This is a genomic window from Streptomyces sp. CB02414 (assembly GCF_001905385.1).
Lineage (GTDB): Bacteria > Actinomycetota > Actinomycetes > Streptomycetales > Streptomycetaceae > Streptomyces.
In genome coordinates this window covers 514,008-536,287 of the sequence record NZ_LIPF01000003.1, presented here as the reverse complement: position 1 = coordinate 536,287, position 22,280 = coordinate 514,008, and the positions used below count along the sequence as shown (strand labels likewise).

The 22,280-nt window shown below is 71.1% G+C and carries 22 protein-coding genes, 1 tRNA gene and 1 pseudogene; 11 read left to right on the top strand and 13 right to left on the bottom strand.

Annotation, left to right across the window (positions count from 1 at the left end; translation table 11 throughout):
- Window positions 1-11: 11 nt before the first annotated feature.
- From nhaA to AMK11_RS13495, 4 genes are all read left to right on the top strand, one after another.
- Window positions 12-1,436 carry a Na+/H+ antiporter NhaA gene (gene nhaA / locus AMK11_RS13510; RefSeq protein WP_073726604.1) on the top strand — a complete coding sequence of 475 codons (1,425 nt, stop codon included), beginning with the start codon at window positions 12-14 and terminating at the stop codon, window positions 1,434-1,436.
- Window positions 1,437-1,550: 114 nt separating this feature from the next.
- Window positions 1,551-2,039 (top strand): phage holin family protein, encoded by a 489-nt coding sequence (locus AMK11_RS13505; protein WP_073726602.1) that lies wholly within the window; start codon window positions 1,551-1,553, stop codon window positions 2,037-2,039.
- Entirely contained in the window at window positions 2,036-3,004 is a 969-nt protein-coding gene (locus AMK11_RS13500) for an alpha/beta fold hydrolase (RefSeq protein ID WP_073726600.1), read from the top strand. Before AMK11_RS13505 ends, AMK11_RS13500 begins: the two co-directional genes overlap by 4 nt.
- A 127-nt stretch (window positions 3,005-3,131) precedes the next feature.
- Window positions 3,132-3,323: a hypothetical protein gene (locus AMK11_RS13495; RefSeq protein ID WP_073726598.1), complete on the top strand. Its 192-nt coding sequence runs from the start codon at window positions 3,132-3,134 to the stop codon at window positions 3,321-3,323.
- Between the two features lie 51 nt (window positions 3,324-3,374).
- Here AMK11_RS13495 and AMK11_RS13490 read toward each other — a convergent pair whose 3' ends face one another.
- Genes AMK11_RS13490 through nth form a run of 3 tightly spaced genes read right to left on the bottom strand, consistent with a single transcriptional unit; the run spans window position 3,375 to window position 6,422 of the window.
- On the bottom strand, window positions 3,375-4,574 hold the full coding sequence (locus AMK11_RS13490; RefSeq protein WP_073726596.1) for a MarP family serine protease: 1,200 nt from the start codon (window positions 4,572-4,574) through the stop codon (window positions 3,375-3,377).
- Window positions 4,575-4,621: 47 nt separating this feature from the next.
- Window positions 4,622-5,329, bottom strand: a complete 708-nt coding sequence (locus AMK11_RS13485) for an NUDIX hydrolase (RefSeq protein WP_073726842.1) — start codon at window positions 5,327-5,329, stop codon at window positions 4,622-4,624.
- Window positions 5,330-5,381: 52 nt separating this feature from the next.
- On the bottom strand, window positions 5,382-6,422 hold the full coding sequence (gene nth, locus AMK11_RS13480) for an endonuclease III (RefSeq protein ID WP_383582580.1): 1,041 nt from the start codon (window positions 6,420-6,422) through the stop codon (window positions 5,382-5,384).
- A 252-nt stretch (window positions 6,423-6,674) separates the two neighbouring features.
- On the opposite strand from nth, the gene AMK11_RS13475 reads away from it, so the two are divergent.
- Window positions 6,675-7,349: a Crp/Fnr family transcriptional regulator gene (locus tag AMK11_RS13475; RefSeq protein ID WP_073726592.1), complete on the top strand. Its 675-nt coding sequence runs from the start codon at window positions 6,675-6,677 to the stop codon at window positions 7,347-7,349.
- Between the two features lie 20 nt (window positions 7,350-7,369).
- Here AMK11_RS13475 and AMK11_RS13470 read toward each other — a convergent pair whose 3' ends face one another.
- The 5 genes from AMK11_RS13470 to AMK11_RS36815 all read right to left on the bottom strand — a co-directional run bounded on the left by AMK11_RS13470 (window position 7,370) and on the right by AMK11_RS36815 (window position 11,399).
- Window positions 7,370-8,200 carry an MBL fold metallo-hydrolase gene (locus tag AMK11_RS13470; RefSeq protein WP_073726591.1) on the bottom strand — a complete coding sequence of 277 codons (831 nt, stop codon included), beginning with the start codon at window positions 8,198-8,200 and terminating at the stop codon, window positions 7,370-7,372.
- On the bottom strand, window positions 8,197-9,132 hold the full coding sequence (locus AMK11_RS13465) for an NUDIX hydrolase (protein WP_073726589.1): 936 nt from the start codon (window positions 9,130-9,132) through the stop codon (window positions 8,197-8,199). Before AMK11_RS13465 ends, AMK11_RS13470 begins: the two co-directional genes overlap by 4 nt.
- 80 nt (window positions 9,133-9,212) lie before the next feature.
- Window positions 9,213-10,226 carry an alpha/beta fold hydrolase gene (locus AMK11_RS13460; RefSeq protein WP_073726587.1) on the bottom strand — a complete coding sequence of 338 codons (1,014 nt, stop codon included), beginning with the start codon at window positions 10,224-10,226 and terminating at the stop codon, window positions 9,213-9,215.
- Window positions 10,227-10,773: 547 nt separating this feature from the next.
- On the bottom strand, window positions 10,774-11,241 hold the full coding sequence (locus tag AMK11_RS13455; protein ID WP_073726585.1) for a RidA family protein: 468 nt from the start codon (window positions 11,239-11,241) through the stop codon (window positions 10,774-10,776).
- Window positions 11,238-11,399 carry a DUF4177 domain-containing protein gene (locus AMK11_RS36815; RefSeq protein WP_003975360.1) on the bottom strand — a complete coding sequence of 54 codons (162 nt, stop codon included), beginning with the start codon at window positions 11,397-11,399 and terminating at the stop codon, window positions 11,238-11,240. The genes AMK11_RS13455 and AMK11_RS36815 overlap by 4 nt, the downstream gene beginning before the upstream one ends.
- 106 nt (window positions 11,400-11,505) lie before the next feature.
- On the opposite strand from AMK11_RS36815, the gene AMK11_RS13450 reads away from it, so the two are divergent.
- Together AMK11_RS13450 and AMK11_RS13445 are read left to right on the top strand one after the other, a co-directional pair.
- On the top strand, window positions 11,506-12,483 hold the full coding sequence (locus tag AMK11_RS13450) for an ArsA-related P-loop ATPase (RefSeq protein WP_073726583.1): 978 nt from the start codon (window positions 11,506-11,508) through the stop codon (window positions 12,481-12,483).
- Window positions 12,480-13,844 (top strand): ArsA family ATPase, encoded by a 1,365-nt coding sequence (locus AMK11_RS13445; RefSeq protein WP_073726581.1) that lies wholly within the window; start codon window positions 12,480-12,482, stop codon window positions 13,842-13,844. Before AMK11_RS13450 ends, AMK11_RS13445 begins: the two co-directional genes overlap by 4 nt.
- A 61-nt stretch (window positions 13,845-13,905) precedes the next feature.
- On the opposite strand, the gene wblA is transcribed toward AMK11_RS13445, so the two are convergent.
- Window positions 13,906-14,244 (bottom strand): transcriptional regulator WblA, encoded by a 339-nt coding sequence (wblA, locus tag AMK11_RS13440; RefSeq protein WP_019329806.1) that lies wholly within the window; start codon window positions 14,242-14,244, stop codon window positions 13,906-13,908.
- A 460-nt stretch (window positions 14,245-14,704) separates the two neighbouring features.
- On the opposite strand from wblA, the gene AMK11_RS13430 reads away from it, so the two are divergent.
- Complete coding sequence (locus AMK11_RS13430) at window positions 14,705-16,987, top strand: transglycosylase domain-containing protein (protein WP_073726579.1); 2,283 nt, start codon at window positions 14,705-14,707, stop codon at window positions 16,985-16,987.
- A gap of 91 nt (window positions 16,988-17,078) precedes the next feature.
- Here the strand turns inward: AMK11_RS13430 and AMK11_RS13425 are convergent, their stop codons facing one another.
- Window positions 17,079-17,543 carry a GatB/YqeY domain-containing protein gene (locus AMK11_RS13425; RefSeq protein ID WP_073726577.1) on the bottom strand — a complete coding sequence of 155 codons (465 nt, stop codon included), beginning with the start codon at window positions 17,541-17,543 and terminating at the stop codon, window positions 17,079-17,081.
- Between the two features lie 121 nt (window positions 17,544-17,664).
- Here AMK11_RS13425 and AMK11_RS13420 point away from each other — a divergent pair, with 121 nt between their 5' ends.
- The 3 genes and pseudogenes from AMK11_RS13420 (at window position 17,665) to AMK11_RS13410 (ending at window position 19,559) form a co-directional block, all read left to right on the top strand.
- Window positions 17,665-18,591 carry a metallophosphoesterase gene (locus AMK11_RS13420; RefSeq protein WP_073726575.1) on the top strand — a complete coding sequence of 309 codons (927 nt, stop codon included), beginning with the start codon at window positions 17,665-17,667 and terminating at the stop codon, window positions 18,589-18,591.
- Between the two features lie 98 nt (window positions 18,592-18,689).
- Window positions 18,690-19,452, top strand: a pseudogene (locus tag AMK11_RS13415) (Pr6Pr family membrane protein).
- Between the two features lie 33 nt (window positions 19,453-19,485).
- Window positions 19,486-19,559 (top strand) — tRNA-Pro (locus tag AMK11_RS13410).
- Between the two features lie 152 nt (window positions 19,560-19,711).
- Here AMK11_RS13410 and AMK11_RS13405 read toward each other — a convergent pair.
- The 3 genes from AMK11_RS13405 to AMK11_RS13395 are packed head-to-tail and all read right to left on the bottom strand — an operon-like array spanning window position 19,712 to window position 22,227.
- A complete protein-coding gene (locus AMK11_RS13405) occupies window positions 19,712-20,149 on the bottom strand; it encodes a hypothetical protein (RefSeq protein WP_073726571.1) in 438 nt (145 codons plus the stop codon).
- Window positions 20,121-21,257 carry a nucleotidyltransferase domain-containing protein gene (locus tag AMK11_RS13400; protein ID WP_241846960.1) on the bottom strand — a complete coding sequence of 379 codons (1,137 nt, stop codon included), beginning with the start codon at window positions 21,255-21,257 and terminating at the stop codon, window positions 20,121-20,123. The genes AMK11_RS13405 and AMK11_RS13400 overlap by 29 nt, the downstream gene beginning before the upstream one ends.
- Before the next feature lies 1 nt (window position 21,258).
- Entirely contained in the window at window positions 21,259-22,227 is a 969-nt protein-coding gene (locus tag AMK11_RS13395) for a CBASS cGAMP-activated phospholipase (RefSeq protein WP_206745202.1), read from the bottom strand.
- Window positions 22,228-22,280: the final 53 nt, after the last annotated feature.

Genomic DNA, 22,280 nt, shown 5'->3' with positions numbered 1-22,280 from the left:
AGGACCTTTCCGTGACCGCGCCCCGCACCCCCCGTAAAGCCTTCGGACGGCTGTCCCTCCCCGAGCGGAACTACGTCGCCGAAGCGCTGCGCACCGAGACCGTCGGTGGCGTGCTGCTGCTCGTCGCCGCGATCGCCGCACTGGTGTGGGCGAACATACCGGCGTTCGGCGACAGCTACGAGAGCGTCAGCGACTTCCACTTCGGGATCGAGTCCATCGGCCTCGACCTGTCGGTCGCGCACTGGGCCGCCGACGGACTGCTGGCGATCTTCTTCTTCGTCGCCGGCATCGAGCTCAAGCGCGAGCTGGTCGCCGGCGACCTGAAGGACCCGAAGGCCGCCGCGCTCCCGGTGGTCGCGGCGCTGTGCGGTATGGCCGTGCCGGCCCTCGTGTACACCGTCACCGCCACCTCCGGCGGTGGCTCGCTGGCCGGCTGGGCCGTGCCCACCGCCACCGACATCGCCTTCGCGCTCGCCGTGCTCGCCGTCATCGGCACCTCCCTGCCGAGCGCCCTGCGCGCCTTCCTGCTGACGCTCGCCGTCGTCGACGACCTCTTCGCGATCCTGATCATCGCGGTCTTCTTCACCGACAGCCTGAACTTCGCCGCGCTCGGCGGCGCCGTCGTCGGCCTCGTCGTCTTCTGGCTGCTGCTGCGCAAGGGGGTGCGCGGCTGGTACGTGTACGTCCCGCTCGGCCTCGTCGTCTGGGGGCTGATGTACAACAGCGGCGTCCACGCCACCATCGCCGGCGTCGCGATGGGCCTGATGCTGCGCTGCCACACCCGCGAGGGCGAGCGGCACTCCCCCGGCGAGCACATCGAGCACCTGGTCCGCCCCCTGTCGGCAGGTCTGGCCGTGCCGCTGTTCGCGCTGTTCAGCGCGGGTGTGTCGATCTCGGGCGGGGCGCTGGCCGACGTGTTCACCAAGCCGGAGACCCTGGGCGTGGTCCTCGGGCTCGTGGTCGGCAAGACGCTGGGCATCTTCGGCGGCACCTGGCTGACGGCGCGCTTCACCCGGGCCTCGCTCAGCGACGACCTCCAATGGGCCGACGTGTTCGCGGTGGCCACGCTGGCCGGCATCGGCTTCACCGTGTCGCTGCTGATCGGCGAGCTGGCCTTCGAGGGCGACGCGGCGATGACCGACGAGGTCAAGGCCGCCGTCCTGACCGGCTCGGTCGTCGCGGCGCTGCTGGCCACCGTGCTGCTGAAGATTCGGAACGCCAAGTACCGCAAGCTGACCGAGGCCGAGGAGCGCGACGAGGACCTCAGCGGCGTGCCGGACATCTACGAGGAGGACGACCCGGCGTACCACCTGCGGGTGGCCGCCATCTACGAGAAGAAGGCCGCCGAGCACCGCCGGATCGCCGAGGAGATGGAGTCGGCGCGGCTTGCCGAAGTGCCGGGCGGGGCAGGCGATGAGGGCGACGGTCCGGCATGATCTGACGAGACGGTACAAAAGACGGACCGTACACGGTCGGGCCGCGGCAGTCAGGCGGCGTCCGACAGCCACGGAACCGTACGCAGATCAGCCAGCGGAAGAGGGAGAGACGCGATGAGCGCACCCGACGGCAGCCCGGTCGGCACCGAACGCAGCATCGGCCAGCTGTTCGCCTCGGCGACCACCGAATTGTCGGCGCTCGTGCACGACGAGATCGCACTGGCCAAGGCCCAGCTGCGGCAGGACGTCAAGCGCGGGGCGACGAGCGGCGGCGCGTTCTCGCTCGCGGGCCTGCTCCTGGTGTTCTCGCTGCCGATGCTGAGCTTCGCGCTGGCCTACGGCATCCGGACCTGGAGCGGCTGGAACATGGCGGTCTGCTTCCTGCTGTCCTTCGCGGCGAACGTCCTCGTCGCCGGCCTGCTCGCGCTGATCGGCGTCGTCTTCGCGAAGAAGGCCAAGAAGGGCAAGGGCCCGCAGAAGGTCGCCGCCTCGGTGAAGCAGTCGGCGGGCGTGCTGCAGAACGCCAAGCCGCACCCGCGTCCCGAGCTGCCCGCGGACCGGTCCCCCGAAGCCATCGAGGCTGTGGCACGCTCGTCCTCATGACGGACCCCGCCACCCCGATGGAGCCATCCCCGTCGGCGCAGAACCCCGCCTCGGTCGTACGCCTCGACATCCCCGGCGGGCGCGAGGTCACCCACCGGGACGTCGCCGCCAACGGCGCCCGCTTCCACATCGCGGAGGCGGGGGACGGACCGCTGGTACTGCTGCTGCACGGCTTCCCGCAGTTCTGGTGGACCTGGCGGCACCAGCTGTCGGCGCTCGCGGACGCCGGTTTCCGCGCCGTCGCCATGGACCTGCGCGGCGTCGGCGGCAGCGACCGCACCCCGCGCGGCTACGACCCGGCCGGCCTGGCCCTCGACATCACCGGCGTGGTCCGCTCGCTCGGCGAGCCGGACGCCGCGCTGGTCGGCCACGATCTGGGCGGCTACCTGGCCTGGACGGCCGCCGCGATGCGGCCCAAGCTCGTACGGCGGCTCGCGGTCTCCTCGATGCCGCACCCGCGGCGCTGGCGCTCGGCCATGCTCGGGGACGTCCGCCAGACCCGCGCGGGCTCCTACATCTGGGGGTTCCAGCGCCCCTGGATCCCGGAGCGCCAACTGACCGCGGAGGACGGCGCGCTGGTCGGGCGGCTGATCGACGACTGGTCGGGCCCCCGGCCGCTGGACGAGGAGGCGGTGGCGGCCTACCGCCGCGCCATGTGCATCCCCTCCACGGCGCACTGCTCCGTCGAGCCGTACCGCTGGCTGGTGCGCTCGCTCGCCCGTCCGGACGGCATCCAGTTCTACCGCCGCATGAAGCGGCCGGTGCGGGTGCCGACGCTGCACCTGCACGGCTCGCTGGACCCGGTGATGCGGACCCGGAGCGCGGCCGGGTCCGGGCAGTACGTCGAAGCGCCCTACCGGTGGCGGCTGTTCGACGGCCTCGGGCACTTCCCGCACGAAGAGGATCCGGTCGCCTTTTCCACCGAACTGATCAATTGGCTGAAGGATCCCGAACCCGATCGGTGACCGTACGGACGCGCCCGGTACCCGAACCGGAACGCTTGTCCTATGAACGGCCACTTGCCCGGCGCATAGGCCAATTGGGCGCCCCAGGAACGGTTATCGACCTTCGGGCGGGGGCACACGTCGGGGTATGGGCTGGACGCACGACTACAGTGACGTAGCACGCGACGGCCGCTCCACGAGCGGCGTGAGCAGCACCCACCGACGAGGAGACACCCCGCAACTCGCGGCGGCGGACCTCCGGGTGGGCATTCCGCGCATCCTGCGCCGCCGGGCCCGCTGGGTCTCCGTACGCCTGCGCCATCCACGCGGCGTCGGCTGACACCCGCGCGCCCGCCGCGACCTCCCCGGGCTCCGAACCGGAAGCCGGCTCCTAGAGCGCGCAGCTGTCGCTGTCCACCTGCTGGTTGGCGGTGCGGCCCTCGGCGATGTCCTCGCGGATCTCGTCGGCGGTGAGCGCGTAGCCGGTGTCGGGGTCGTCCAGGGACTTGGCGAAGACCACCCCGTAGACCTCGCCCTCGGGCGTCAGCAGCGGGCCGCCGGAGTTGCCCTGACGGACGGTCGCATACAGCGAGTAGACGTCGCGGCCGACGGTGTCGCGGTGGTAGATGTCCGGGCCGTTGGCCGTGATGCGCCCGCGCACGCGCGCGGCGCGGACGTCGTACGCCCCGTTCTCCGGGAACCCGGCCACGATCGCGCCGTCGTCGCGGACCGCGTCATCCTCGCTGAACCGCAGCGCGGGCGCGTCCAGTTCCGGCACGTCCAGTACGGCGATGTCGCGCCGCCAGTCGTAGAGGACGACCGTCGCGTCGTACTTCCTGCCCTCGCCGCCTATCTGCACCGTGGGCTCGTCGACGCCGCCCACCACGTGGGCGTTGGTCATGACGCGGCGCTCGGCGAAGACGAAGCCGGTGCCCTCCAGGACCTTGCCGCAGTCGGGGGCGGTGCCCATGACCTTGACGATGGAGCGCTTGGCGCGGACGGCGACCGGGCTGTTCGCCAGTGCGGGGTCGGGCGGCTGGACCTCGGTGATCGGCTCGTTGGCGAACGGGCTGAAGACCTGTGGGAAGCCGTTGCGCGCGAGGACGGAGCTGAAGCTGTTGAACCAGGTGTCGGCCTGGTCCGGCAGCACCTCCTGCACGCCCGACAGCACGTGGGACTGCCGGACCTCCTTGCCTATCGTCGGCATAGTGGTCTGGGCGAGGGCGGCACCGATCAGCCAAGCGACCAGCAGCATCGCCACCACGTTGACCAGCGCGCCGCCGGTGGCGTCCAGAGCGCGGGCCGGGGACCAGGTGATGTAGCGCCGCAGCTTGTTGCCGAGGTGCGTGGTCAGGGCCTGGCCGACGGAGGCGCAGACGATGACGACGACGACCGCGACGACGGCGGCGGTCGTACTCACCTCCGCGTTGTCCGTCAGCGCGTCCCAGACCACCGGCAGCAGATAGACGGCGACGAGGCCGCCGCCGAGGAAGCCGACCACGGACAGGATGCCGACGACGAAGCCCTGGCGGAAGCCGACGATCGCGAACCAGACGGCGGCCAGCAGCAAGAGGATGTCCAGCACGTTCACCGATTCAGGCCCCGCCTCGTCGTCCTACGCTCACACCGGTCACCCTGTCATGACCGCCAGTCCAGCGGGACCTGCTTCTCCCTGTCCCAGGGCCGCTCCCAGCCCGCGAAGTGCAGCAACCGGTCGATGATGCCGGCCGTGAAGCCCCAGACGAGCGCCGATTCGACCAGGAACGCGGGGCCCTTGTGGCCGCTGGGATGGAGGGTGGTGACCCGGTTGGCGGGGTCCGTGAGATCGGCCACGGGGACGGTGAAGACCCGCGCCGTCTCGTTCGGATCGACCACACCGACGGGGGTGGGCTCGCGCCACCAGGCGAGGACCGGGGTGACGACGAACTCGCTGACCGGGATGTAGAGCTTGGGCAGGACACCGAAGAGCTGCACGCCGGACGGATCGAGGCCGGTCTCCTCCTCGGCCTCGCGCAGCGCGGCCCGCAGCGGCCCCTCGCCCTGCGGGTCGCCGTCCTCGGGGTCGAGGGCACCGCCCGGGAAGGCCGGCTGCCCGGCGTGCGAGCGCAGGGTGCCGGCCCGCTCCATCAGCAGCAGTTCCGGGCCCCGGCCGCCTTCCGACTCACCGAACAGGATCAGCACGGCGGACTGGCGTCCGGCGCCGTCCTCGGGGGGCAGAAAGCGGCTCAGCTGGGTGGGCCGCACCGTCGCGACGGCCCGCACCACCGGGTCCAGCCAGCCGGGCAGGCCCTCCGTGCTGAGCATGGCGCCGCGTGTGCCGCCCTGCGTGTCACTCGCCCGAGTCATCTCCACCCCCGTCCTGCCGATTCCAACGCCCGACGCCCCCGAGATCGTTCCGTCACCCGGCCCCCAGCGGCGGCGCCGGCTTCCCGCCCGCGTCCAGGTAGGCCTGCGGTGGGTTCAGCCGCTGGCCGGGGAGGCCGCCCTTCTCGTACTTCAGGAGCTTCTTCGCCTTCTCGGGATCCGTCTCGCCCTCGCCGTACGCCGGGCAGAGCGGGGCGATCGGGCAGGCGCCGCAGGCGGGCTTGCGGGCGTGGCAGATCCGGCGGCCGTGCCAGATGACGTGGTGGGACAGGTCGGTCCAGTCGCTCTTCGGGAAGAGCGCGCCGACGGCGGCCTCGATCTTGTCCGGGTCGGTCTCGGCGGTCCACTGCCAGCGGCGCACCAGGCGCTGGAAGTGGGTGTCCACGGTGATGCCGGGGCGGCCGAAGGCGTTGCCCAGTACGACGAAGGCGGTCTTGCGGCCCACGCCGGGCAGTTTGACGAGGTCTTCGAGGCGGCCGGGGACCTCGCCGCCGAAGTCCTCCGCCAGCGCCTTGGACAGCCCTATGACCGACTTGGTCTTGGCCCGGAAGAAGCCGGTGGGGCGCAGGATCTCCTCGACCTCCTCGGGGTTGGCCGCGGCCAGATCCTCGGGGGTCGGGTACTTCGCGAAGAGCGCGGGTGTCGTCTGGTTGACGCGCAGGTCGGTGGTCTGGGCGGACAGCACGGTGGCCACGACCAGCTGGAAGGGGTTCTCGAAGTCCAGCTCCGGGTGGGCGTACGGGTAGACCTCGGCGAGCTCGCGGTTGATGCGGCGGGCGCGGCGGACCAGCGCGGTGCGGGACTCCTCGCGCGCCGGTTTCGCGGCGACGGTCTTCGCCGGGGCGACGCCCTTGACGGCGGCGGTGGCCTTCTTGGGGGCGACGGGGGGCTTCTTGGCGGGCGCCTGCTTCCTGACGGCCGCCTGCTTCTCGACGCTCTTCCCGGCGGACTTCTTCACGGCACCCTTCTCCGCGGTCACCCTCTTGGCAGGTGCCGCCTTCTTTGTCGCTTTCGCCGTTTTCCTACCGCCATCGGGGCCCTGTTCGCCCACAGCGGAATCGCGACGTGCACCCACCCGTGCAGCCCCCTCTGCCTGTGCTCTCACCGGCGATTTGGACACCCGGCCAGCCTACGGCCCGCCACCGACATCCGCCCCGGACCTCGAAGATCGGCGCCCAATTGGACCCCTGCCGCGTACCCCGGGACACCAGTGCGGCATCCTTGTGACAGATCACACTGTTTGGACTGTCCGGCAAAATGGGCACCACGGACCCCTGGTACACCGGGGGAACAAGATCCTCTGAGCCGGTCGACAAGGAGAGAACTCGTGGACGACGTTCTGCGGCGCAACCCGCTCTTCGCGGCGCTCGACGACGAGCAATCCGCGGAGCTCCGCGCCTCCATGAGTGAGGTGACCCTCGCCCGGGGCGACTCGCTGTTCCACGAGGGCGACCCCGGAGACCGCCTCTACGTGGTCACCGAAGGCAAGGTGAAGCTCCACCGCACGTCCCCCGACGGCCGCGAGAACATGCTGGCCGTGGTCGGTCCCAGCGAGCTGATCGGCGAGCTGTCGCTCTTCGACCCGGGCCCGCGCACGGCGACCGCCACCGCGCTGACCGAGGTGAAGCTGCTCGCCCTCGGCCACCCCGACCTCCAGCCCTGGCTGAACGTGCGTCCGGAGGTGGCCACCGCCCTGCTGCGCGCCGTCGCGCGCCGCCTGCGCAAGACCAACGACGCCATGTCGGACCTGGTCTTCTCGGACGTCCCCGGCCGTGTCGCCCGCGCCCTGCTGGACCTGTCCCGCCGCTTCGGCGTGCAGTCCGAGGAGGGCATCCACGTCGTGCACGACCTGACGCAGGAGGAGCTGGCCCAGCTGGTCGGCGCGTCCCGCGAGACGGTCAACAAGGCGCTGGCGGACTTCGCCCAGCGCGGCTGGCTCCGCCTGGAGGCCCGCGCGGTGATCCTGCTGGACGTGGAGCGGCTGGCCAAGCGCTCCCGCTGACGCGCCCCAGGGGGGCGTGGCTAGATGAGCCCGTGCTCGCCCAGGTACTCCAGCTGGGCCCGCACCGACAGTTCCGCCGCCGGCCAGAGTGAACGGTCGACGTCCGCGTAGACGCGGGCGACGACCTCCGCCGGAGTCCGGCAGCCGTCCTCCACCGCCGTCTCGACCTGCGCGAGGCGGTGGGCGCGATGGGCGAGGTAGTACTCGACGGCGCCCTGGGCGTCGTCCAGGACCGGCCCGTGCCCCGGGAGCACCGTGTGTACCCCGTCGTCGGCCGTGAGCGACCTGAGGCGGCGCAGGGAGTCCAGGTAGTCGCCGAGCCGCCCGTCGGGGTGGGCCACCACGGTCGTACCGCGCCCCAGGACGGTGTCGCCCGTCAGGACCGCCTGGTCGGCCGGGAGATGGAAGCACAGGGAGTCCGCTGTGTGGCCGGGGGTCGGTACGACCCTCAGCTCCAGGCCGCCGACCTCGATCACGTCCCCGGCGGCCAGCCCCTCGTCGCCCAGCCGCAGCGCCGGGTCCAGCGCCCGTACGTTCGTTCCGGTCAGCTCGGCGAAGCGGGCGGCGCCTTCCGCGTGGTCCGGGTGACCGTGCGTCAGCAGGGTGAGGGCGACACGCCTGCCCGCCCGCTCTGCCGTGTCGACGACGTGCCGCAGGTGGGTGTCGTCCAGCGGCCCCGGGTCGACGACGACGGCCAGGTCGGAGCCGGGCTCGGCGAGGATCCAGGTGTTCGTGCCGTCCAGGGTCATCGCGGAGGCGTTGGGCGCGAGGACGTTCACCGCGCGCGCGGTGGCGGGCCCCGAGAGGACGCCGCCCCTCGGCTGGCCGGGCAGTGCTGCCGCGTTCGTCATGCGGGGGCTCCCGGGGTCGGGTCGGAAGGTGTCGCCGGTGCGCTGTCCGGTGCTGTGCCCGGCACGTGCTTGGTGAACTCGTCGTGTCCCGGCCAGGAGAGCACGATCTCCCCGCCCTCCAGCCGGGCCCGCGCCAGTACCGGCGTCATGTCACGGTCCGGGGCCGACGCGAGCGCCCCGGCCGCCGTAGCGCACTCCGCCAGACCGCGCAGGGTCGCGATGGTCGGCGGCATCATCAGCAGTTCGCCCTTGTCGTACCCGGACGCGGCGTCGGCCGGGGTGATCCACACCGTGCGGTCGGCCTCCGTGGAGGCGTTGCGGGTGCGCTGGCCCTCGGGCAGGGCGGCCACGAAGAACCACGTGTCGTAGCGGCGGGACTCGAACTCCGGGGTGATCCAGCGCGCCCAGGCGCCCAGCAGGTCGGAGCGCAGGACGAGGCCCCGGCGGTCCAGGAACTCCGCGAAGGACAGCTCACGGCCGACCAGGGCGGTCCGGTCGGCCTCCCAGTCGGCACCGGTCGTGTCGCCGACCACCGAGTCGCCGGTCGGGCCGGCCAGCAGCACGCCGGCCTCCTCGAAGGTCTCCCGGACGGCCGCGCAGACGATCGCCTGGGCGCCCGCCTCGTCGACGCCGAGCCGGTCCGCCCACCACGCGCGCGTGGGGCCCGCCCAGCCGATGTCACGGTCGTCGTCGCGCGGATCGACACCGCCACCCGGATAGGCGTACGCGCCCCCCGCGAACGCCATGGAGGTGCGGCGGCGCAGCATGTGGACGGCCGGACCGCTGTCGGTGTCCTTCAGGAGCATGACGGTGGCCGCGCGCTTGGGGGTGACCGGCGAGAGGGTGCCGGCCGCCAGCGCGCGGATGCGGTCCGGCCACTCCGGGGGGTACCACTGGCCGTTCGCCTGCTCGTTCGCGTGACCGTTCGCCATGGCCGGAGGCTATCCGGTGACGGGCGGATGTTCGAGTGGCCCCCGGGGCGGAGTGTGCGCCGGCCGGGGGCGGGCTCGGGTCAGCCGGGGAGGGCGGCCAGCCACTCGGTGAGCAGCCGGTTCGTCTCCTCGGGGCGCTCCTGCTGGAGCCAGTGCCCGCAGCCGTCGATCAGGTGCGAGGCGGTCAGGCCGGGCAGCGTGTCGGGGTAGGCCGCGATCGCGTCGGACAGCCAGGTGGTGGAGGCGTCGAGGCCGCCGCCCAGGAAGAGGGACGGCTGGGTGATCGGGGCGCCCCGGTGAGCGGCCAGGTCGGCCCAGTCGCGGTCCATGTTGCGGTAGCGGTTGAGGGCCCCGGTCAGGCCGGTGCGCTCGAACTCCCCCGCGTAGACGTCCAGCTCCTCCTCGCTCAGCCAGGAGGGCAGCCGCCCGTGGGCCGGGAAACGGTCCCGGAGCCGGCCGCCGGGGGCGACGAAGTGCGGGTCGGGGGCGTCGGGGCCCGGCATGGTGTCGGCGGACAGGGCGGCGTAGAAGCCTGCGAGCCAGCCGCGTACGTCCGGCTCGATCTCGGCCTCGGCTCGGCCGGACTCCTGGAAGTACGAGACGTAGAACTCCTGCCCGGCGAACGGCCCGGCGGGATCGCTCATGGCGGCGAAGGCCTCGCTCGGCCTCGGGCCGCCCGGCGGGGTGTACGGCACGCTCAGCAGGCCCACCGCGCGGAACACGTCCGGCCGCAGGAGCGCGCAGTGCGCGGCGACGGTCGCGCCCCAGTCGTGGCCGACGATCACCGCGGACCGCTCCCCGAGGGCCTCCACCACGGCGACCTGGTCCGCCACCAGGTCGAGCATCCGGTACGCCTCGACCGCCTCCGGCCGCGAGGATCGCCCGTAGCCGCGTACGTCGACGGCGACCGCGCGGTGGCCGGCGGCGGCGAGCGCGGGCAGCTGGCGGCGCCAGGAGTACCAGGACTCCGGGAAGCCGTGCACGAGCAGGACCAGCGGCCCGCTGCCCTGCTCCACCAGGTGGGTCCGCCCGGCCGGGGAGGGCACCAGACGGTGGACGGGAAGGTGTCGGTCGGTCGCGGGCGGCTGCGGCATGGCTCCTCCTGGCACGTGCGGTCGGTCCGGTGCCGGCACCGCTCCGCGCGGGGGCACCGCGGCGATCCTGCGGCGACGCGCCCGGGGAGGCGAGCTTTGTTGCCGGCCCGGCAACACCCGCCCACGCTTACGGCCGCACCCGGCGCGGAAGCCGCCGCAGGACCCGCACGGCACGGGGGGGGGTACGCCCGCGCGGGTGGCCATTACGCCTGCGGCGCCGTGCCCAGGGAAGCAAGCTCTGCTGCCGGATCGCCGGCAACACCCGCCCACGCTTCCGGCTCCACACGGCGCGGCGGGCGCCGCAGGACCCGCACAGCACGGGGGGGCACGCCCGCGCGGGTGGCCATTACGCCTGCGGCGCCGTGCCCAGGGAAGCAAGCTCTGCTGCCGGATCGCCCGCAACACCCGCCCACGCTTCCGGCCCCGCACGGCGCGGCGGGCGCGGCGCAGGTGAGCCCCACGGCACGGGGGCACGCCCGGAGCCGCACGCCCGCGCCGCCGCACCCGCGCGGGTGGCCGCTACGCCTGTGTCACGCGCGGTGGCGCGTCACGCCTGCGTCAGCTCCACCTGCACCTCGACCTCGACCGGCGCGTCCAGCGGCAGGACCGCCACGCCGACCGCGCTGCGGGCGTGGACGCCCTTGTCGCCCAGCACCTCGCCGAGGAGCTCGCTGGCGCCGTTGATCACGCCCGGCTGGCCGGTGAAGTCGGACGCGGACGCGACGAAGCCGACGACCTTCACGACGCGCGCGACGCGGTCGAGGTCACCGGCGACGGACTTCACGGCGGCCAGGGCGTTCAGCGCGCAGGTGCGCGCCAGTTCCTTGGCCTCGTCCGGGGTGACCTCGGCGCCCACCTTGCCGGTGACCGGAAGCTTGCCGTCCAGCATGGGCAGCTGGCCGGAGGTGTACACGTAGGGGCCGGACTGCACGGCCGGCTGGTAGGCGGCCAGCGGAGGGACGACCTCGGGCAGCGTCAGACCGAGCTCGGCCAGCTTGGCCTCGACGGCGCTCACGCCTGCTTCTCCCGCTTCAGGTAGGCCACGAGCTGCTCGGGGTTGTTCGGTCCGGGCACCACCTGGACGAGCTCCCAGCCGTCCTCGCCCCAGGTGTCCAGAATCTGCTTCGTTGCGTGGACGAGCAGCGGCACGGTTGCGTATTCCCACTTGGTCATGTGGCCGACTCTAGCCGTTGCCCACCGCCCTTCCGGCGGTCGCCCGGGGCGACGTTGTCCACAGCCTCCGGCGTACTCGGCGGGCGGACTGGTTACGCTCGAATACGTGAGCAGGCTCCAGGTCGTCAGCGGCAAGGGCGGAACCGGCAAGACCACGGTGGCCGCGGCCCTCGCGCTGGCCCTGGCCACCGAGGGGAAGCGCGCGCTTCTCGTCGAGGTCGAGGGTCGCCAGGGCATCGCGCAGCTCTTCGAAACGGAGGCGCTGCCTTATGAGGAGCGGAAGATCGCCGTCGCTCCCGGGGGCGGGGAGGTGTACGCCCTGGCCATCGACCCCGAACTGGCGCTTCTGGACTACCTCCAGATGTTCTACAAACTGGGCAGCGCCGGACGAGCGCTGAAGAAGCTCGGGGCGATCGACTTCGCGACCACCATCGCGCCCGGGGTCAGAGACGTCCTGCTGACCGGCAAGGCGTGCGAGGCGGTGCGCCGCAAGGACAAGCGCGGGCGGTTCGCGTACGACTACGTCGTCATGGACGCCCCGCCGACCGGCCGCATCACGCGCTTCCTCAACGTCAACGACGAGGTGGCCGGGCTCGCGAAGGTCGGCCCGATACACAATCAGGCACAGGCGGTGATGCGGGTGCTCAAGTCGCGGGAGACCGCCGTGCACCTGGTGACGCTGCTGGAGGAGATGCCGGTCCAGGAGACCGCGGACGGCATCGCCGAGCTGCGGGCGGCGCGGCTCCCGGTGGGGCGGGTCGTCGTCAACATGGTCCGGCCCGCGGTGCTGGACGCGGCCGGGCTGGACCTCGTACGGGGCACACCGCGTACGGCGCTCGCCCGCTCCCTGTCCGCCGCCGGGCTCGGCGGGGCGCGGCGCGGCGGGCACGCCGAGCGCCTGGTGGACCCGCTGCTGGCGCAGGCCGAGGAGTACGCCGAGCGGTACGCCCTGGAGGAGGAGCAGCGGGCCGTCCTGACCGGACTGGACCTTCCGCTGCACGAACTGCCGCTGCTCGCCGAGGGCATGGACCTGGCGGGCCTGTACGAACTGGCCACCGAGCTGCGGAAGCAGGGGATCGCATGAGTCCGGACCCGGCCGGCCGCCACCAGGAGAGCGCCCGCCACCAGGAGGGTGCCCGGCACCTGTCCCCCGCGCGGGTGCTCGACGTCGACCCGCTGCTGGAGGACCCGCAGACCCGCATCGTGGTGTGCTGCGGCTCGGGCGGGGTCGGCAAGACGACCACCGCGGCGGCCCTGGGCCTGCGCGCGGCCGAGCGCGGCCGCAAGGTGGTCGTCCTCACCATCGACCCGGCCCGGCGGCTCGCCCAGTCGATGGGCATCGACTCGCTGGACAACACCCCGCGCCGGGTGAAGGGCGTCGACGACGCGGCGGGCGGCGAGCTGCACGCCATGATGCTCGACATGAAGCGGACCTTCGACGAGATCGTCGAGGCGCACGCGGACCCCGACCGGGCGGCGGCGATCCTGGGCAATCCCTTCTACCAGTCGCTCTCGGCGGGCTTCGCGGGCACGCAGGAGTACATGGCGATGGAGAAGCTGGGGCAGCTGCGGGCCCGGGACGACTGGGACCTCATCGTGGTGGACACCCCGCCGTCCCGCTCGGCGCTGGACTTCCTGGACGCCCCCAAGCGCCTCGGTTCCTTCCTGGACGGCAAGCTGATCCGCGTCCTGCTGGCCCCGGCGAAGGTCGGCGGCCGGGCCGGCATGAAGTTCCTGAACGTCGGGATGTCGATGATGACCGGCGTCCTGGGGAAGGTGCTGGGCGGCCAGTTCCTGAAGGACGTGCAGACCTTCGTGGCCGCGATGGACTCGATGTTCGGCGGCTTCCGTACCCGCGCGGACGCGACGTACAAGCTGCTCCAGGCGCCCGGGACGGCGTTCCTGGTGGTCGCGGCCCCGGAGCGGGACGCACTGCGCGAGGCCGCGTACTTCGTGGAGCGGCTGGCCACCGAGGACATGCCGCTCGCGGGCCTGGTGCTCAACCGCGTCCACGGCAGCGGCGCCGACCGGCTGTCGGCCGAGCGGGCGCTCGCCGCCGCGGAAAATCTTGAGGATCCCCGCATTGTGGATCAGGACGACGGGAAAGCTGGAGTTCGTAACTCCCCCGGCCCGCAAGACAGTTCAGACACTCCCGAGCCTCCTGCGGAGGCACCCGAGGCCCCCCAAGCCACCGACCCTGTGGAGGACACACCGGAGCGGTCCGTCGACCGGCTCACCGCGGGCCTGCTGCGTCTGCACGCGGAGCGCATGCACCTGCTCGCCCGCGAGCAGCGCACACGTGACCGCTTCACCGCGCGTCACCCCGAGGTGGCGGTCACCGAAGTGGCCGCGCTCCCCGGCGACGTGCACGACCTCGCGGGGCTGCGGGACATCGGGGCCCGTCTCGCGACGAGCCGGCCGGAGCTGCCCGAGCCGGGCGCCTGATCCGGCCTGGACGGACGCCTGGACCCATGGGTTCGTGGCCCTGGGGAAGCTCCGGGCCCGCTCAGCCCACGGCCGCGTAGTTCTCGTAGACCTCTTCGTCGTCGAGGGGCACGATGCCGGCCCCTCGTTCGTACTCCGTCCGCGCCGTCTCCAGGAGCCGGCGCCAGGAGGTCACGGTGGGCCGCCGGCGCAGCAGTGCGCGGCGTTCCCGTTCCGTCATGCCTCCCCACACGCCGAACTCGACGCGGTTGTCGAGCGCGTCGGCCAGGCACTCGGTCCGCACCGGACATCCGGTGCACACCGCCTTGGCCCTGTTCTGCGCTGCTCCTTGAACGAACAGTTCGTCCGGATCGGTAGTGCGGCAGGCGGCCTGCGCACTCCAGTCGGTTACCCAGCCCATACCGGCGCCGTCCTCTCCCGAATCGAGGCTCCCCCACGGCGGCAGCGGCATATTCACCGCCGCCAGTTGAGGACGTTACGGAAGGCGGACACAGCGCAACACCCCCTTCGGGCCCAATCTTGAATGGCCCGAACGGACTATGGGTAAGCGGCAGATCACCCGGGGGAGTGAGCTGGCGACATGCGTGATTATCCCGGCATAAGGGTCATTCTTGTTGCGCCACAACGGACACCGATTGACACACAAGGCGGATTCGGACACGCATCCCACACGCCGTGACGCACGCCGGTACACACCAACGCGCCCCCCAGCGGGGCCTCTCGGAAAAAAGTCGAGCGGATCCGGAACGATTCGGGGTCGCCGGACGTATTGATACGTGGCCTCACTGCTGTGACAGTTGAGTGCAGCTTAGGCCAAGGCATATACGCGTGTCCGGCGAATGAGAACGTAGGCTGCCTCCATGCCAAAGAAGCGCTCGGGCGGTGGTCTGTCACCAACGCAGCAGGCCGCCAAGTTCCTCGGTGTCAGTGTGCTCGCGGGAGCAGTGCTGGCCGGCATCGCGTTGCCCGCCGTGGGCGCGCTGGGGCTGGCGGCCAAGGGGTCGGTGGAGAGTTTCGACGCTCTCCCGGCCAACCTGAAGACTCCCCCGCTCAGCCAGCGCACCTCGATCCTCGACGCCGAGGGCGGCACCATCGCCACGGTCTACTCGCGCGACCGCACGGTGGTCCCCCTCAAGGAGATCTCGCCGTACATGCAGAAGGCGATCGTCGCGATCGAGGACTCGCGCTTCTACGAGCACGGCGCCATCGACCTCAAGGGCGTCCTGCGCGCGCTCAACAAGAACGCGCGCAGCGGCGAGGTCTCCGAGGGCGCGTCCACGCTCACCCAGCAGTACGTCAAGAACGTCTTCGTGGAGGAGGCCGGCGACGACCCGACGAAGGTCGCCCAGGCCACCCAGCAGACCCTCGGCCGCAAGATCCGCGAGCTGAAGCTCGCCATCCAGGTCGAGGAGGAGCTGGGCAAGAAGAAGATCCTCGAGAACTACCTGAACATCACGTTCTTCGGCCAGCAGGCCTACGGCGTCGAGGCCGCCTCCCAGCGCTACTTCTCCAAGTCCGCCAAGGACCTCAACCTCCAGGAGGCCGCCCTCCTCGCCGGCATCGTCCAGTCGCCCAGCCGGTACGACCCGGTCAACGACGAGGCGGAGGCCACCAAGCGGCGCAACGTCGTCCTGGCGCGCATGGCCCAGGTCGGCGACATCTCCCAGGCGGAGGCCGACAAGGCGCAGGAGGCACCGCTCGGGCTGAAGGTCAGCCGGCCCAAGAACGGCTGCATCACGGCCGTCAAGGGCGCGGGCTTCTTCTGCGACTACGTGCGCGAGGTGTTCCTGAGCAACCCGGTCTTCGGCAAGACGAAGGAGGACCGGGCCAAGATCTGGAACCAGGGCGGCCTGACGATCCGCACCACCCTCGACCCGCAGGCCCAGGAATCGGTGCAGCAGTCGATCAAGGACCACGTCTACACGAGCGACGACGTGGCGACCGCGGCGACCATCGTCGAGCCCGGCACCGGCAAGATCGTGGCGATGGGCCAGTCGCGCCCTTACGGCGTCGACATCAAGAAGGGCGAGACGACCCTCAACCTGTCGGTCAACAACGACATGGGCGGCGGCGCCGGCTACCAGCCCGGCTCGACGTTCAAGCCGATCGTGGCCGCCGCCGCGCTCGAGGGCGGCACCCCGGCGACACAGTCGTACTCGTCGCCGTACGAGATGGAGTACCCGAGCCCGGTCCCGGTCTGCGGCGGCAAGAACTGGGTGAACACCGAGGGCGCGAAGCTCGCCAACGAGAACGAGACCGAGGTCGGCCCGTACGACATGAAGGAGGCGACCGCTCTCTCGGTCAACACCTACTACGTACAGCTGATCAGCGACATCGGCATCTGCCCGGTGACGCAGATGGCGGACAAGATGGGCGTCGAGCGCGCCAACGGCAACAAGCTGGAGCAGACCCCGTCCATCGCCCTCGGCGTCACCGAGGTCTCCCCGCTGACCATGGCGAGCGCGTACGCGACCTTCGCCTCGCGCGGCATGCACTGCACGCCGATCGCCATCGAGTCGATCACCCAGCGGATCGGCAACAAGAGCAAGTCCCTCGAGGTCCCGAAGTCCACCTGCTCGCGGGCCATGTCGGAGACCACGGCCGACACCATCAACACGCTCCTGCAGGGCGTCGTCGAGGACGGTACGGGTACCCAGGCCGGCCTCGACAGCCGCGACAGCGCGGGCAAGACCGGTACGACCGACGAGCGCTTCGCGGCATGGTTCGTCGGCTACACGCCGAACCTGGCCGGCGCCGTGTGGGTCGGTGACCCGAAGCACGAGCGGAAGATGATCGACATCACCATCGGTGGTGTCCCGCACGCCAAGGTCTTCGGTGGCGCGGTTCCCGGTCCGATCTGGCGGGACATGATGTCGGGCGCCCTGGAGGGCAAGCCCGCGGACGAGTTCAACATCGTCCACATCCCGGACGCGGCCGACAAGGACAAGGGCCGCGGGGACGAAGACGGCGACCGGGACGACGGAGGCAACGGCGACGGCGACCCCGGTGCCGGCGACCCCGGTGGCGTCATCGGCGGCCTGATCGACGGCGGCACGGGCAACGGCGGCAACGACGGCGGCTGGGGCAACTTCATCCAGGGCCAGGGCAACGGCGGCAACGGCATCGGCGGACGGCGCGACTGAGTTCGCCCCGGTACGCGAGAAGGCCGGTGGCCCTCACCGAAAGGTGGGGGCCACCGGCCTTCTCCCTGCAACTTGGGACCAAGTGCGGCGATCAGCCCGCCAGCAGCTTCTTGACGGCGGCGGCGACCCGGCCGCCTTCGGCCTGCCCGGCCACCTTCGGGTTCACGATCTTCATGACGGCGCCCATGGCCCGCGGCCCCTCCGCGCCCGCCGCCTTCGCCTCCTCGACGGCTTGCGCGACGACCGCGTTCAGCTCGTCGTCGGACAGCTGCTTGGGCAGGTAGGCGGCGAGGACCTCGCCCTCCGCCTTCTCCCGCTCGGCGCTCTCGGCGCGACCGCCCTGGGCGAAGGCGTCAGCGGCCTCGCGGCGCTTCTTCGCCTCGCGGGTGATCACCTTCTGCACCTCGTCGTCGGAGAGCTCCCGCTTCTCCTTCCCCGCGACCTCCTCCTTGGTGATCGCCGCGAGCGTCAGCCGGAGCGTCGAGGAGCGGAGCTCGTCGCGCTCCTTGATCGCGGCGTTGAGGTCGTCCTGCAGCTTCGACTTGAGCGTGGTCATGGTGATGATTGTCGCAGGTACCGGGGAAGGGGCGCCTGCCGATTAAAGGGCGCCCCGGCGGACAGGCGCGCGGTCGGCTCCCGCACCCGACTCCCGCACCCGCTTCTGACACGATGGACACATGCGCGCGCGATACGGAGTACCCCTGGGAATCACGGCGGTTGGCGCCGCCGGTCTGGTCTACGCGGCGGGCTTCGAGGCCCGGTCCTTCCGCCTGCGACGGGTGACGATCCCCGTCCTGCCCTCCGGGATGCGCCCGCTGCGCGTGCTCCAGGTCTCCGACATCCACATGGTCGGCGGCCAGCGCAAGAAGCAGCGCTGGCTGCGCTCCCTGGCCGGCCTGCGCCCCGACTTCGTGATCAACACCGGCGACAACCTGTCCGACCCGGACGGCGTCCCGGAGGTCCTGGACGCGCTGGGCCCCCTGATGGAGTTCCCGGGCGCCTACGTCTTCGGCTCCAACGACTACTACGGCCCCAAGCTGCGCAATCCCGCCCGGTACCTGATCGAGAAGGTGCAGGGCCGCCACGGGCTCAACGGCAACGCGCCCGCCGTGGGCGCCGTCCACAACCCGTGGGAGGACCTGCGCGACGGTTTCGACGCCGCCGGCTGGCAGAACCTCACGAACACGCGCGGCACGCTCAAGGTCGAGGGCGTCTCCGTCGAGCTGACGGGACTGGACGACCCGCACATCAAGCGCGACCGGTACGCGGAGGTGGCCGGCGGCCCGTCCGGCACCGCGGACTTCTCGATGGGCGTCGTCCACGCCCCGTACCTGCGCGTCCTGGACTCCTACACGGCGGACGGCTACCCCCTGGTCCTCGCCGGCCACACCCACGGCGGCCAGCTCTGCATCCCCTTCTACGGTGCCCTGGTCACCAACTGCGACCTGGACACGGACCGCGTGAAGGGCCTGTCCACCCACACGGCCGAGGGCCGCACCTCCTACCTCCACGTCTCGGCGGGCTGCGGCACCAACCGCTACACCCCGGTCCGCTTCGCCTGCCCACCGGAGGCGACGCTGCTGACGCTGGTGGGACGGGACTGACGCCGGGCGGGCCATGGGACGGGCGGGTAACGGGTAACGGGTAACCCACACGGCCCACTCACGTAGCCGCATATATCCGGTCTGTCTAGCTTGAGCCCATGACAGCCCCGATACCCAGGGACATCCCGGACCTCCCCGCGGTCCCGGGCCCGCCCACGCTGCTCCCCTCCCCCGTCCCGGCGACCGCCGTGATCACCCCGGTACGCCGCCCCCTGGTCGCCGCCTACCGAATCGTCACGGCGCTGCTGGCCCTGACGGGCGTGACGCTCACCCTGGTGACGGGCGGCCCGGCCACGCGGACGGTCAGCCACTTCACACTCCAGAGCGGCATCCTGCTGACCCTGGTCATGCTCGCCTCCGCCCGCCGCGCCTGGTCCGCCCGCCGCCCCCTGCCGGGCGCCCTGACCGGCGCGGCCCTGCTCTACGTCGTCGCCGCCGGCCTGGTGCACCACCTGCTCCTGACCGACGGGGCGGTCGCCGCCAACGGCTGGCAGGCAACCGCGACCCACATCCTCAACACGGCCGTCCCCGCCGCCGCGGCCCTGGACTGGCTCCTCCTCACCACCCCCGGCCGCCTCCACCTGCGCCAGGCCGCCGCGTGGCTCCTCTACCCCCTGGCCTACCTGGCCTTCTCCCTGGCCCGCGGCGAGCTCCTCCTCCCCGGCACCGAGGACCGTTACCTCTACCCCTTCCTCGACGTCGACCAGCACGGCTACAGGGGCGTCCTCGGCAACGCCCTCCTCCTGGGCCTCTCCCTCTACGCCCTGGGCGTCCTCCTCGTGGCCCTGGACCACATCCGCCCGAACCCACTGCGCCGCCGCTGGTAAAACCGGATTTCGTCTCCGGCTCCGGGTGGGCTAAAGTAAACGACGTCGCCGCGAGAGCGGCGACGATCGGGGTGTGGCGCAGCTTGGTAGCGCGCTTCGTTCGGGACGAAGAGGTCGTGGGTTCAAATCCCGCCACCCCGACGCCGTAGTACCAGGTCAGGGGCCTGATCCGCTTAGCGGGTCGGGCCCCTGAGTGGTTCCGGGGGCCATTTTGGGAGCCATTTGGGAGCCGACTTCGGAATGCGGCTCCCCTGGGATCAGGAGCTGGTCGGCTCACGCCGCCCGACGGTCGGCTACTCCCCATCGTCGGGCTCAGCGGGCGGCGGCACGGCATAGTCGTGGCCGCTGCCAGTCCAGCGCCCCACGACCCGCCACACCTCGTAGTGCAGGAGCCACTCCGAGGCCCACGGCAGGATCGTGTGTGAAAGGAGCATGTCCTCCTTCCACTCCCCAGGCAGATGCAGGCACAGGTCGCCGTCGGCATAGACATGCGGCAAGGCGGTGGCACGCGGATGCAAAGTCAGGGGCGGGTCGATGACCATCACGCGCGGTCGGTGTCGGTGCCGGTAGGTGATCCGTACCGTGTAGCGCCTGCTGGCGGGGGTGGGCTGGAGGAAGGCCGTGCAGACGAGCTCACCGCCCCGCACCGTTCCCTTAGCCTCGGGAAGGACGGCCTTGATCGCGGCCAGTTGCCGACCGAGGTTAATTGCGCGGTGAGGAATGCTGGCCATAGAAGGTGTTCTTCGGCTTGCGGGGGCCGGCCGTGGTCGGGGAGAGCAGTCCGGTGGGGCCCATTCGGTTGTTGGTGGATGCACTCACGCGGGCGGCGTAGCGCTCGTAGGACCGGCGGACAGGGGCGGGGTCGAAGGACTTTGCGAGTCGCTCGAAGACCGCGTCCAGGCCCTTGGTCTCCATGCCGGCGAGTTCGATCACCGTCGTGGCGATCTCGTCGTACCAGGCGTGAAAAGCCTTCCGGCGCTCGGGGTACTCGTTCCACTTGTCGGTGAAGTTCTCTGCCTCATGCGCCGGGTTGGGCACCCACCACTGGCCTTCGCGCCTCTCGATGAAGGTCAGCATGTTGTCAAGCACGCTGCGCACGGCAGTGAACAGATCATCCTCACCGCTGTACGCGTGTCCGGCGAGCGTGGTGATGAGGATCGACGGCGGCCGGTTGTCGACGTCCTTCGCGAACATGATCATGCAGTGCCACTTGAGGATCTGCACGACGCGTTGCAGGGGACTGCGAACTGGCCAGGTGGGAACGTCCGCGACGTTGGCGTGTCGCTTCTCCAGAATCTGGCGGGACAGTTCCGAGCGACGCCGGAACCAGTCCGCGTAACCGATTGGGTTACTGCGCTGCCACTGCCAGAGATCCTTGTCCGTCAGGCGGATGCCGGTGGGTGGGCGGTCCTCGTCCGGGATGGCCGGCAGGACATCGAGGTGGAACCCCGGATATCCCAGGGTCCAGCAGCGGCGGCGAGACTCGATGGATTCCGGGCCGTCGGTGTGGCCTCGGTCCTGCTTCCACTTACGGTAGGCAGTCAGCTGATCGCCGACCCGCTGCTTGAGCCGCTCTTGCGTAGTGCTCTCCGGGCGCAAGGGCAGGCGGCAGACCAAGTCGATGTCGTACTCGCCACGGGGTGAGCCTGGGCGCACCACGGTGCCCAGGCGGAAGGAGCCCTGGGGATAAATCTGCCACCCCGGGCTGCCGTTCTCGGCGAGCCAGGTGCCGACCTCCTCGTAGCGTTCAACAGCGTTGTCATGCAGTTCGGGGGAGATGTCGAGCACCTCCACCGCGCCGTCGAGCAGCATCGACAGCATCTCATCGAGCGAGTCCACGTCATTCCTCACGTGCGGGGTAGAAGGGCGCGAACACCGGAGCGCGGTGATCGCAGAACATGCGATGGACGGTGGGCGAAGCGTCGCGGCTCACATGGCCGGCGAGCCCGTAGAGGGTGTCGGTGTCGACCTTGTCCAGCGCGACGGCGCCGGTCGGTACCGTCGGATTGAGGCGGAGCACGTTGGCTTTCCCGACGAAGTGCTTCACTTGTTTGGCGGCGCTCTCGCTCTGTGCCCGCATAAGCACCTCCACGGCGTCGCGAGCCCAAGGGAGCATGCCGCCGCGGTCCAAACGGCGATGGCGGCTGCGGACGTCGATCGTGGTCCCCAGGCTGAACACCCGGATCGCCTTGAGCGGAACCGAGAGCGGGCCCACCGCCTCGGTGAGCGCGACCATGGTCGGGTTGTTCGCCCACACGCCGCCGTCGATGAGGCGCGCTCCGTCCAACGGCATCCCGGGCAGGTAGGTCGGTGCGGCAGAGGTGGCGAGTGCGACGTTCACAGCCTTCTCGCGCCAGTCCCGCTTCAGGGTGGGCAGATGCGGGGTCCGGAACAGGTAAACGTCATCGGCGGCGACGTTGTACGAGGTGATCACGAGTCGTTTGGTGCTCTCCCCGAAGGTTCGGTCACCGAACACCTCGGTGAGCGCTGCCTTCAAAGGCTCGGCGCCGTACTTCGCCCGCACCAGGTGCCGGATACCGCGCATCCGGCTGCGATCCCGGAAGATCCGCGGGCCGTGGCCGGTGTAGAAGGTGAGGATCTCCCGGGGCGACAGCCCGAGGCCGAGGCCCAGCGCGATGATGCCACCCGTAGAGGTGCCCGCGATCAGATCGAAGTGATCGACGATCCGGGTGCCGAGATCCTCCTCCAAGCGGGTCAGGACCGCTGCGGAGAACATGCCGCGAAATCCGCCGCCGTCCAAGGCCAAGATCTGGAAACGCTCTGTCAGTTCAACCGCCCCCGGCGCCACGGCTCCCAGAAGATCCGGCCCCCGAGCCGGATCTTCACTTTCGAGAGTACTTA

Excerpts from the sequence above, each read along its gene's own strand:
- AMK11_RS13485 (WP_073726842.1), bottom strand. The coding sequence starts at position 5,329 with ATGACTCGGGCGAGTGACACGCAGGGCGGCACACGCGGCGCCATGCTC.
- AMK11_RS13470 (WP_073726591.1), bottom strand. The coding sequence starts at position 8,200 with ATGACGAACGCGGCAGCACTGCCCGGCCAGCCGAGGGGCGGCGTCCTC.
- AMK11_RS13420 (WP_073726575.1), top strand. The coding sequence starts at position 17,665 with ATGCGCGCGCGATACGGAGTACCCCTGGGAATCACGGCGGTTGGCGCC.
- AMK11_RS13425 (WP_073726577.1), bottom strand. The coding sequence starts at position 17,543 with ATGACCACGCTCAAGTCGAAGCTGCAGGACGACCTCAACGCCGCGATC.
- AMK11_RS13405 (WP_073726571.1), bottom strand. The coding sequence starts at position 20,149 with ATGGCCAGCATTCCTCACCGCGCAATTAACCTCGGTCGGCAACTGGCC.
- AMK11_RS13505 (WP_073726602.1), top strand. The coding sequence starts at position 1,551 with ATGAGCGCACCCGACGGCAGCCCGGTCGGCACCGAACGCAGCATCGGC.
- AMK11_RS13445 (WP_073726581.1), top strand. The coding sequence starts at position 12,480 with ATGAGTCCGGACCCGGCCGGCCGCCACCAGGAGAGCGCCCGCCACCAG.
- AMK11_RS13500 (WP_073726600.1), top strand. The coding sequence starts at position 2,036 with ATGACGGACCCCGCCACCCCGATGGAGCCATCCCCGTCGGCGCAGAAC.
- AMK11_RS13465 (WP_073726589.1), bottom strand. The coding sequence starts at position 9,132 with ATGGCGAACGGTCACGCGAACGAGCAGGCGAACGGCCAGTGGTACCCC.
- AMK11_RS13495 (WP_073726598.1), top strand. The coding sequence starts at position 3,132 with ATGGGCTGGACGCACGACTACAGTGACGTAGCACGCGACGGCCGCTCC.
- wblA (WP_019329806.1), bottom strand. The coding sequence starts at position 14,244 with ATGGGCTGGGTAACCGACTGGAGTGCGCAGGCCGCCTGCCGCACTACC.
- AMK11_RS13460 (WP_073726587.1), bottom strand. The coding sequence starts at position 10,226 with ATGCCGCAGCCGCCCGCGACCGACCGACACCTTCCCGTCCACCGTCTG.
- AMK11_RS36815 (WP_003975360.1), bottom strand. The coding sequence starts at position 11,399 with ATGACCAAGTGGGAATACGCAACCGTGCCGCTGCTCGTCCACGCAACG.
- AMK11_RS13430 (WP_073726579.1), top strand. The coding sequence starts at position 14,705 with ATGCCAAAGAAGCGCTCGGGCGGTGGTCTGTCACCAACGCAGCAGGCC.